Origin of the sequence: Streptomyces zhaozhouensis (assembly GCF_900230195.1) — a bacterium.
GTDB lineage: Bacteria > Actinomycetota > Actinomycetes > Streptomycetales > Streptomycetaceae > Streptomyces > Streptomyces zhaozhouensis.
Genome location: NZ_OCNE01000037.1, coordinates 1 through 10,857 on the forward strand (window position 1 = coordinate 1; position 10,857 = coordinate 10,857).

The window sequence follows — 10,857 nt, forward strand, 5'->3', positions numbered from 1 at the left end:
TACTGGGTGCGGCATGTGCGGGAGGCGGTTCGGTTCGCCGATGCCGTCGCCTCGTTGAGCGGCGAGGGTGTGACCACGTTTGTCGAGGTGGGGCCTGGTGGGACGTTGGCCGCGTTGGGGCAGGAGTGCGCGCCTGAGGCGGTGTTTGTGCCGGTGTTGCGCGGGGACCGGGCCGAGCCGGTTGCCGCGCTGACCGCCGTGGGTCAACTCCACGCGCGGGGCGTCGCGTTGGACTGGTCGGCGTTCTTCCCCGGTGCCGGCAACCCGCACGTGGATCTGCCGACATACGCGTTCCAGCGGGAACGCTACTGGCTGGACGCCCCGACGACGCCCGAAGTGGCCGGCGGGGAGCGGATGTCGCCGGTGGAGGCCGGGTTCTGGGACGCGGTGGAGGACAACGACCTCACCGAACTGGCTCGCACGCTGGAGGTCTCTTCCGACGAGCCGCTGAGCGCGGTGCTGCCCCGGCTCGCCGCCTGGCGCCGGGAACAGCGCGATCGGTCGGTGGCCGAGGGCTGGCGTTATCGGGTGGAGTGGCGGCCGTTGGTCGCTGGGGACGCGGCGCTGTCGGGTATCTGGTTGGTGGTGGCGCCGGCGGGTGAGGAGCGTGCCGGTTGGGTGCGGGCGGCGCTGGCCGGGCACGGTGCGGAGGCGCGTCTGCTCTCTGTCGAGCCGGGGTCGGACGACTGGGCGGACCGGCTGGCCGGACTGCCTGAACTGGCGGGCGTCGTCGCACTGTTGGAGCTGCCCGACATGCTCGCGTTGTTGCGGGCGTTGGGCGCGGCGGGTGTTTCGGCTCCGTTGTGGGCGGTGACGTCGGGTGCGGTGGCGGCGGTCGCGGGTGACGCGGTCGAGGGTTTCGAGCAGTCGATGGTGTGGGGTCTTGGGCGGGTCGCCGCGTTGGAGCTTTCGGATCGCTGGGGTGGTCTGGTCGATCTGCCGGTGGAGTGGGACGAGCGGGCGGGTGGGTTGTTGGCTGCCGCTCTGGCCGGTGGTGGTGGCGAGGATCAGGTGGCGGTGCGTGACGGCGCACTGTGGGGCCGGCGTGTGGTTCCGGCGCCACTCGACACGGCGCCGTTCGCGGACGGTTGGTCGCCGCGTGGGACGGTGCTGGTGACCGGTGGGTTGGGTGCGTTGGGTGGGCATGTGGCTCGTTGGCTGGCCGGGCGTGGTGTGGAGCGTCTGGTGTTGGCCGGTCGTCGTGGTGGCGCGACGGCGGGGGCGGAGGAGTTGGCGGCCGAGTTGGCGGAGTCGGGCGCCGAGGTGACGTTCGCGGCCTGTGACATCACCGACCGGGCCGCCGTCGCCGAACTCCTCGACGGCATCCCGTCGTTGAACGCCGTCGTCCATGCGGCGGGCATCGAACGTTCGGCCGCCGTCGCGGAACTCGACATCACCGAACTCGCCGAGGTGCTGGCCGCCAAGGTGGACGGGGCGCGTCATCTGCACGAGCTTCTGGGCGATCGGCCGTTGGACGCCTTTGTGCTCTTCTCCTCCATCGCCGGTGTCTGGGGCAGCGGCGGGCAGGGCGCCTATGCGGCGGCCAACGCGTATCTGGATGCGCTGGCCGAGCACCGTCGGGCCGCGGGTCTGCCGGCCACCGCCGTGGCCTGGGGCCCCTGGGACGGCGGGGGCATGGTCGCCGACGCCGGCGGGGACGCCGCCGGACGGCTGCGTCGCCTCGGCCTCGCGCCCCTCGCCCCCGGGACGGCCGTCGCCGCCCTGGCCACCGTGCTGGAGCGTGGCGACGGCAACATCGTCGTGGCCGACGTCGACTGGACCCGGTTCGCCGGTACGTTCATGGCGCAGCGTCCCAGCCCCTTGCTCGGCGAACTGCCCGAGGTGCGGGCGGCGTTCGCGACCGAAGCGGCCGAGCCCGCGACCTCGGCGCTCGCCCGGCGGCTGGCCGGGCTGGACGAGGCCGAGCAGGAACGCCAGCTCACCGAGCTGGTGCGGGCCGAGGCGGCGGCCGTCCTCGGCCTCGCCTCCGGCGAGACGTTCTCCGTCACGCGTGCCTTCCGCGAGCTGGGCTTCGACTCGCTCACCGCGATGGAGCTGCGCGGTCGGCTGAGCGAGGCGACGGGCGTCGCCCTGCCCGCCACGCTGGTCTTCGACTACCCGACGGCCGCCGCGCTCGCCGCCTACCTGCGCACCGAGCTCTCCGGCGCGGACCCGGCGGTGGCGGCTCTCCGCCCGCCGGCCGCCGCGCCCGGCGTGACCGACGAGCCGATCGCGATCGTCTCCATGGCCTGCCGCTTCCCGGGCGGGGTCGCCTCGCCCGAGGACCTGTGGCGGGTGCTGGCCGAGGGCGGCGACGCGGTCGCCGACTTCCCCGCCGACCGGGGCTGGGACCTGGCCGCGCTCTACGACCCCGACCCCGACAGTCCCGGCACCTCCTACAGCCGGGTGGGCGCGTTCCTCGACCGGGTGGCCGAGTTTGATCCGGCGTTCTTCGGGATCTCGCCGCGTGAGGCGTTGGCGATGGACCCGCAGCAGCGGCTGCTGCTGGAGACCTCGTGGGAGGTGCTGGAGCGCGCCGGCGTCGACCCGGAGGCGCTGCGGGGCGAACGGGTCGGTGTCTTCGTCGGCTCCAACATGCAGGACTACGGACGGGTGTTGGGCGACGCGGCCGAGGACACCGGCGGCTATGCCGCCACCGGTAGTTCGGCGAGCGTGATGTCGGGCCGGCTCTCCTACACCTTCGGTTTCGAGGGCCCCGCGGTCACGGTCGACACGGCCTGCTCCTCCTCGCTCGTCGCCCTTCATCTGGCCGTGCAGGCGCTGCGTTCGGGTGAGTGCGAACTGGCGCTGGCCGGCGGGGTGACGGTGATGTCGACGCCCGGCGCGTTCATCGAGTTCAGCCGGCAGCGCGGGCTGGCGGTCGACGGGCGGTGCAAGGCGTTCGCGGAGAGCGCGGACGGCACCGGCTGGGGCGAGGGCATCGGAATGCTGTTCGTGGAGCGGCTTTCGGACGCCCAGCGCAACGGGCACCAGGTGCTCGCCGTGGTGAAGGGTTCCGCCGTGAACCAGGACGGTGCGTCGAACGGGTTGACGGCGCCGAACGGTCCTTCCCAACAGCGGGTGATTCGGCAGGCGTTGGAGAGCGCGGGTCTGACCACCGCGGATGTGGATGTGGTGGAGGCGCACGGGACGGGCACCACGTTGGGTGACCCGATCGAGGCGCAGGCGTTGCTGGCGACCTATGGGCGGGAGCGGTCCGGCGAGGAGCCGTTGTGGCTGGGTTCGGTGAAGTCGAACATCGGGCACACGCAGGCGGCGGCGGGTGTCGCCGGGGTGATCAAGATGGTGCTGGCCATGCGGCACGGGGTGTTGCCCCGCACGCTGCATGTGGATGAGCCGTCGAGCCATGTCGACTGGTCGGCGGGTGCGGTGCGGTTGCTGACGGAGGAGCGTTCCTGGCCGGTCGTGGACCGCCCGTGGCGGGCTGGTGTGTCGTCGTTCGGGTTCAGTGGGACCAACGCGCACACCATCATCGAGCAGGCGCCGGTCAGCGAGACGGCGGAGCCCGGCCGTGGTTGGACCGGGGGCGAGGTGCTGCCCTGGGTGCTGTCGGCCAGGAGCGCGGGGGCCCTGCGGGCGCAGGCCGCGCGGCTCGCGGCCGGTGTGGCCGAGCTGGACACCGTCGATGTCGGCTACTCGCTTGCCACCTCCCGGTCGGCCCTGGAACACCGCGCGGTGATCGTCGCCGGCGAACGCGGTGAACTCCTCGCCGGGCTGGCCGCGCTCGCCGAGGACCGCTCCAGCGGCGCCGTGATACGGGGCGAGGTCCCCGACCAGCCGGGCCGACTGGCGTTCCTCTTCGCCGGACAGGGTGCGCAGCGGTTGGGGATGGGGCGTGAACTGGCGGCGCGTTTCCCGGTGTTCGCGGAGGCGCTGGACGAGGTGCTGGCGCACTTCGATCCGGTGGTTGCCGAGGCTCTTTGGGGTGCGGACGAGGGGGCGTTGAACGGGACGGGGGTGACTCAGCCGGCGTTGTTCGCGGTCGAGGTGGCCTTGTTCCGGTTGTTGGAGTCCTGGGGCATCCGTCCCGAGGCCCTTGCCGGCCACTCGATCGGTGAGTTGGCGGCGGCACATGTGGCGGGGGTGTGGTCGTTGTCGGACGCGGCGAAGGTGGTGGCTGCTCGGGGTGCGTTGATGCAGGCGCTGCCGGCCGGGGGCGCGATGGTGGCGATCCGGGCGGGTGAGGCGGAGGTGGTGCCGACGCTGACCGGGAACGTCGGCATCGCGGCGGTCAACGGGCCTTCCTCGGTGGTGGTTTCGGGCGCCGAGGGCGATGTGGAGGCGGTCTCGGAGCACTGGCGTGGTGAGGGGCGGAAGGTGACGCGGCTGCGGGTCAGCCACGCGTTCCACTCGCCGTTGATGGACCCGATGCTGGACGACTTCCGCCGGGTACTCGACAGCGTCAGCTACGAGACGCCCACCCTGCCGATCGTCTCCACGCTGACCGGCAGGTCGATATCCGCCGAGGAACTGGCCGACCCCGACTACTGGGTGCGGCATGTCCGCGAGGCGGTCCGGTTCGCCGACGCCGTCACCTCGTTGAACGGCGAGGGCGTGACCACGTTTGTCGAGATCGGGCCTGGCGGCACGCTCTCCGCGCTCGGCCGGGAGACCGCGCCCGACGCGCACTTCCTGCCCGCGTTGCGCGCGGACAGGCCGGAGGAAAACGCGCTGGTCAGCACGGTTGGAGCGCTCCACGCCCGTGGTGTGGCTGTGGACTGGGCGGCGTTCTTCGCCGGCAGTGGCGCGCGACGCGTGGATCTGCCGACGTACGCGTTCCAGCGGGAGCGCTACTGGCTGGAGGTGTCGGCCCGCGCGGCGGGTGAGGGCGAGCGGATGTCGCCGGTGGAGGCACGTTTCTGGGCCGCGGTGGAGGACGGCGACCTCACCGACCTGGGGCACGCGCTGCACCTGTCGTCCGACGAGCCGCTGAGTGCGGTGCTGCCCCGGCTCGCCGCCTGGCGCCGGGAGCAGCAGGACCGGAGCACCGTGGACGGCTGGCGTTATCGGGTGGAATGGCGGCCGGTGGTCGCCGGGGACGCGGCGCTGTCGGGTGTCTGGTTGGTGGTGGCGCCGGCGGGTGAGGAGCGTGCCGGTTGGGTGCGGGAGGTGTTGGCCGCGCGGGGTGTGGATGCGCGTGTGCTCTTTGTCGAGCCGGGGTCGGACGACTGGGCGGACCGGCTGGGCGGGCTGCCTGAACTGGCGGGTGTCGTCTCGCTGTTGGGGCTGCTCGACGCCGGCACGGAGACCGTGCCCGCAGGGATCACGGCAACGGTCGCGTTGTTGCGGGCGTTGGGCGCGGCGGGTGTTTCGGCTCCGTTGTGGGCGGTGACGTCGGGTGCGGTGGCGGCGGTCGCGGGTGACGTGGTCGAGGGTTTCGAGCAGTCGATGGTGTGGGGTCTTGGGCGGGTGGCGGCGTTGGAGCTTTCGGATCGCTGGGGTGGTCTGGTCGATCTGCCGGTGGAGTGGGACGAGCGGGCGGGGGAGCTGTTGGCCGCCGCTCTCGCCGGGACCATGGGTGAGGACCAGGTGGCGGTGCGCGCGGGTGGGCTGTGGGGCCGGCGTGTGGTTCCGGCGCCGCTCGATTCCGTTCGGGGTGGGGGTGGTTGGTCGCCGCGCGGGACGGTGCTGGTGACCGGTGGGTTGGGCGCGTTGGGTGGGCATGTGGCTCGTTGGCTGGCCGGGCGTGGTGTGGAGCGTCTGGTGTTGGCCGGTCGTCGTGGTGGCGCGACGGCGGGGGCGGAGGAGCTGGCGGCCGAGCTGGCCGCGTTGGGCGCCGAGGTGTCGTTCGCGGCCTGTGACATCACCGACCGGGCCGCCGTCGCCGAACTCCTCGACGGCATCCCGTCGTTGAACGCCGTCGTGCACGCGGCGGGCATCGAACGCTCCGGTCCCCTGGCGGAGGTCGATCCGGCGCGTCCTGGCGAGTTCGCCGAGGTGTTCGCCGCCAAGGTGGACGGGGCGCGTCATCTGCACGAGCTGCTGGGTGACCGGCCGCTGGACGCCTTTGTGCTCTTCTCCTCCATCGCCGGTGTCTGGGGCAGCGGCCGGCAGAGCGGGTACGCGGCGGCCAACGCGTATCTCGACGCGCTGGCCGAGCACCGCCGGGCCGCGGGTCTGCCGGCCACCGCCGTGGCCTGGGGCCCCTGGGCCGACGGGGGCATGGTCGCCGACGCCGGCCGGGAGGTGGCCGGGCAACTGCGCCGGCTGGGTCTGCCCGCGATGGCGCCGGCCGTGGCGATCGCCGGGCTGGCCACCGCGCTGGAGCGTGGCGACGGCAACGTGGTCATCGCGGATGTCGAGTGGGAACGGTTCGCCGGTACGTTCATGGCGCAGCGTCCCAGCCCGTTGCTCGGCGAACTGCCGGAGGTGCGGGCGGCGTTCGCGACCGAAGCGGCCGAGCCCGCGACGTCTGCCCTGGGTGAACGGCTGGCCGGGCTGGACGAGGCCGAACGGCAACGGCAGTTGACGGAGCTGATCCGCGACGAAGCGGCCGCCGTTCTCGGCCTCGCCTCCGGCACCGGCATCCCGGAGACCCGGGCCTTCCGGGAGCTGGGCTTCGACTCGCTCACCGCCGTCGAGCTGCGCGGTCGGCTGAGCGAGGCGACCGGTGTCACGTTGCCGGCGACCCTGGTCTTCGACTACCCGACCGCCACGGCCCTCGCCACATTCCTGCGCACCGAGCTCTCCGGCGTGGACGCTGCCGGCGTCCCGGACGCCCCGGCCAGGGCCGTCGGTGTCACGGACGAGCCGATCGCGATCGTCGGCATGGCCTGCCGCTACCCGGGCGGGGTGCGGTCGCCCGAGGACCTGTGGCGGCTGGTCGTCGAGGGCGGCGACGCCGTCACCGAGTTCCCGGACGACCGGGGCTGGGACCTGGACGCGCTCTACGACCCCGACCCGGACGGGGTCGGCACGACCTATCTGCGGCTGGGCGCGTTCCTGTCCGACGCGACCGGCTTCGACGCCGACTTCTTCGGGATCTCGCCGCGTGAGGCGTTGGCGATGGACCCGCAGCAGCGGCTGCTGCTGGAGACCTCCTGGGAGGTGCTGGAGCGCGCCGGCATCGACCCGGAGGCGCTGCGGGGCGAACGGGTCGGCGTGTTCGTCGGCTCGAACGTGCAGGACTACGGGGCGCTGCTCGGCGGCGCGGCCGAGGAGGTCGGCGGCTACCTGGCCACCGGCAACGCCGCCAGCGTCATCTCCGGCCGGCTCTCCTACACCTTCGGTTTCGAGGGGCCCGCGGTCACGGTGGACACGGCGTGCTCGTCGTCGCTGGTGGCGCTCCACCAGGCGGTGGCCGCGCTGCGTTCGGGTGAGTGCGAGTTGGCGCTGGCCGGCGGGGTGACGGTGATGTCGACGCCCGGCGCGTTCGTGGAGTTCAGCCGGCAGCGCGGTTTGTCGGTCGATGGGCGGTGCAAGGCGTTCGCGGAGAGCGCGGACGGCACCGGGTGGGGCGAGGGCGTCGGGATGCTGTTCGTGGAGCGGCTTTCGGACGCGCGGCGCAACGGGCACCAGGTGCTGGCCGTGGTGCGGGGTTCCGCCGTGAACCAGGACGGTGCGTCGAACGGGTTGACGGCGCCGAACGGTCCTTCTCAACAGCGGGTGATTCGGCAGGCGTTGGCGTCGGCCGGGCTGCGTGCGGCGGATGTGGATGTGGTGGAGGCGCATGGGACGGGCACCACGTTGGGTGATCCGATCGAGGCGCAGGCGTTGCTGGCGACCTATGGGCGGGAGCGGTCCGGCGAGGAGCCGTTGTGGCTGGGTTCGGTGAAGTCGAACATCGGGCACACGCAGGCGGCTGCGGGTGTGGCCGGGGTGATCAAGATGGTGATGGCGCTCCGGCACGGGGTGCTGCCCGGCACCCTGCATGTGGATGAGCCGTCGAGCCATGTCGACTGGTCGGCGGGTGCGGTGCGGTTGCTGACGGAGGAGCGTTCCTGGCCGGCGGTGGACCGCCCGTGGCGGGCTGGTGTGTCGTCGTTCGGGTTCAGCGGTACCAACGCGCACACCATCATCGAGCAGGCGCCGGTCAGCGAGACGGCGGAGGCGGAGGCGGAACCGGTGAGCGAGCCGGGGTGGGTGCCCTGGCTGTTGTCGGCACGCGGCCCGGAGGCCCTGCGGGGGCAGGCCGCGCGGCTCGCGGCCGGTGTGGCCGAGCTGGACACCGTCGATGTCGGCTACTCGCTTGCCACTTCCCGGTCGGCCCTGGAACACCGCGCGGTGATCGTCGCCGAGGACCGTGAGGGTTTCCGGGAGGCGTTGGCGGCGTTGGCCGAGGGGCGTCCGAGTGGTGCGGTGACGGCTGGCGAGGCGACCGGGGCCGGCCGGGTGGCGTTCCTGTTCTCGGGTCAGGGTGCGCAGCGGCTGGGGATGGGGCGTGAACTCGCCGCTTGTTTCCCGGTGTTCGCGGGTGCGTTGGACGAGGCGTTGGGGGAGTTCGAGCCGGCGGTGCGGGAGGTGTTGTTCGGCGAGGACGAGGGGGCGTTGAACGAGACGGGGGTGACCCAGCCGGCTTTGTTCGCGGTCGAGGTGGCGCTGTTCCGGCTTCTTGAGTCCTGGGGTGTGCGGGCGGATGTGTTGGCGGGTCATTCGATTGGTGAGTTGGCGGCGGCGCATGTGGCCGGTCTGTGGTCGTTGTCGGACGCGGCGCGGGTGGTGGCGGCGCGTGCCGGGTTGATGCAGGCGTTGCCGAGCGGTGGGGCGATGGTGGCGATTCGGGCGGGTGAGGCGGAGGTGGTGCCGACGCTGACCGGGAACGTGGGTATCGCGGCGGTCAACGGGCCTTCCTCGGTGGTGGTTTCGGGCGCCGAAGCCGATGTCGAGGCCGTCGCGGAGCATTGGAAGGCCGAGGGGCGGAAGGTGACGCGGCTGCGGGTCAGCCACGCGTTCCACTCGCCGTTGATGGACCCGATGCTGGAGGACTTCCGCCGGGTTCTCGAAGGCGTCAGCTACGAGACGCCTGCCGTTCCGCTCGTCTCGACGCTGACCGGCAGGTCGATATCCGCCGAGGAACTGGCCGACCCCGACTACTGGGTGCGGCATGTCCGCGAGGCGGTCCGGTTCGCCGACGCCGTCAGCACGCTCACTGATCAGGGGATAGCCACCTTCGTGGAGGTCGGGCCCGGTGGCACGCTCTCCGCGCTCGGTCAGGAGACCGCGCCGGACGCGGCGTTCGTACCCGCCCTGCGCGCCGACCGCGACGAGGAGGCGGCCGTGTTGACCGCCCTCGCCGAAGCCCACGTGCGGGGTGTGCCGGTGGACTGGGCGGCGTTCTTCGCCGGCAGCGGCGCGCGACGCGTCGACCTGCCCACCTACGCCTTCCGCCACCAGCGCTACTGGCCCGACGCGCTGCCGCTGGTCGGCGATGTGACGGCGGCCGGGCTCGGCCCGGCCGAGCATCCGCTGTTGGGCGCGTCAGTGGTGGTGGGTGGCACCGACGGGGTGCTGTTGACCGGACGGCTGTCCGTTCAGAGCCATCCGTGGCTCGCCGATCACGCCATCCGAGGTTCGGTGTTGCTGCCGGGGACGGCGTTTGTCGAGTTGGCGGTGCGGGCTGGTGACCAGGTCGGTTGTGATCTGGTGGAGGAGTTGACGCTGGAGGCGCCGCTCGTTCTGCCGGCGACCGGCTCGGTGCGGGTGCAGGTGTGGGTGGGCGCGGCCGACGATTCCGGCCGTCGCGAGTTGGCCTTCCACTCCAGTGCGGGTGACGCGGTCGATGACGGTCGGGCGTGGACGCGGCACGCGACGGGTGTGGTGCGGGCGGGTGGCCGGGGTGAGGAGTCGGTGCTGGTCGAGTGGCCGCCGGCTGGGGCCGAGGCGATCGGGCTGGAGGGCTTCTACGAGCGGATGGCGGCCGGTGGTTTCGGCTATGGCCCGGCTTTCCGGGGGCTGCGGGCCGCGTGGCGGGCCGGTGGCGAGGTGTTCGCGGAGGTGGCGCTGCCGGAGGGCGTGAAGGCGGAGGGCTTCGGGTTGCACCCGGCGTTGCTGGACGCCGCCCTGCACGCCGTCGGACTGACGGGCGACGAGGGCGGGTTGCCGTTCTCCTGGTCCGGGGTGCGGCTGCACGCGTCCGGGGCGAGCGTGCTGCGGGTGCGGTTGGCGTCGCTGGGCGCTGGCGGTGTGTCGCTGGCGGTCGCGGACGGAACGGGGGCCCCGGTGGCCACCGTCGACTCGGTGGTGCTGCGCCCGGCCACGGTGGAGCGGGCCGGAGCGGAAGGTCTGTGGGGCGTCGACTGGCTGCCTCTGCCCGCGCCGGAGGGTGAGGTGTCCGGGCTGGCCGATGTGCTGGTGGCCGTGTGCCCGCCCGGCTCCGGGGTCGATGATCCGGTCGCCGACGCCCATGCGGCCGCGCACTGGGCACTGGAGACCGTGCGGACCTGGCTGGCGGACGAGAACACGGCCGACGGGCGGCGGCTGCTCGTCGTCACCAGCGGGGCCGTGGCGACCTCCGCCGAGGACGCGGCGCGACTGAACGTGGCGCAGGCGGCGGTGTGGGGGTTGGTGCGGTCGGCGCAGTCGGAGAATCCGGACCGGATCGTGCTGCTGGACCTGGACGACCCGACCGCGCTGGACACGGTCGCGCCGGGTGCGTTGAGCACCGGTGAGCCCCAACTGGCGGTACGCGAGGGCCACATACGCATTCCGCGACTGGCCAGGGTCGAGCGGGAGTCCGCCGAGGATCCCGGCTTCGGCGAGGGCGCCGTGCTGGTGACGGGTGCGACGGGGACGCTGGGTGGTCTGGTGGCGCGGCATCTGGTGGCGGAGCGTGGTGTGCGGAGTCTGGTGTTGGTGAGTCGGCGTGGTGCGGCGGCCGAGGGGGCGGAGGAGCTGGCG

The 10,857-nt window shown here is 72.9% G+C and carries 1 protein-coding gene; it reads left to right on the forward strand.

All coding sequences use genetic code 11. The features are described from left to right. Positions 1 to 10,857, forward strand: a 10,857-nt coding sequence (locus CRP51_RS30080; protein WP_170970709.1) for a type I polyketide synthase, incomplete at both ends; no start/stop codon positions are given.